General features: G+C 37.0%; 1 protein-coding gene. It reads left to right on the top strand.

What is annotated here, in order from left to right; all coding sequences use genetic code 11:
- Positions 1 to 141 precede the first annotated feature (141 nt).
- Positions 142 to 345, top strand: a complete 204-nt coding sequence (locus tag EII37_RS11195) for a hypothetical protein (RefSeq protein ID WP_185696013.1) — start codon at positions 142 to 144, stop codon at positions 343 to 345.
- Positions 346 to 484 lie beyond the last annotated feature (139 nt).

Below are 484 nucleotides of genomic sequence, written 5' to 3' on the forward strand. Positions count from 1 at the left end.
TAAGTAATGGAATTTGATTCTTATATAGATTGGTACAACAATTTACTTACAATGCCTCTAAATGACGTTATTTTAGGCGTTAAGGACACGATAGAAGACAAGACGGTATATTTGTCACTTAGTGACTCAAAGGTGCTTAAAATGGATAATACGAGCTTTGCCATGGGTTACTATTATCAAGTTGTTTTATCTGTTAAAGATGTTGACGATGAACTTGTAGGACTAGTCGGAGATGTTTTGCAAAATGGTTGGAATATGACGAACTGGTCAGAGAATAGCCATTTGTACAATTATACTGGTACTGTTTATTTGCCTTGTGGTGCAGGTGGTCAAGCATGGCAGTAAATTTACTTAATACAGCAAGTATAGCTAAAGAACTGCAAACTAAAGTCACAGAGCGCATGGGCGATTGGTTTGAAGCAGAGTTTAAGGCAAAAGCAAATACTGCAAGTAGAAGAACTAGATTAATCAGAAGCCACGGTCA

Origin of the sequence: Streptococcus sp. OH4692_COT-348 (genome assembly GCF_003859975.1) — a bacterium.
Classification (GTDB): domain Bacteria; phylum Bacillota; class Bacilli; order Lactobacillales; family Streptococcaceae; genus Streptococcus.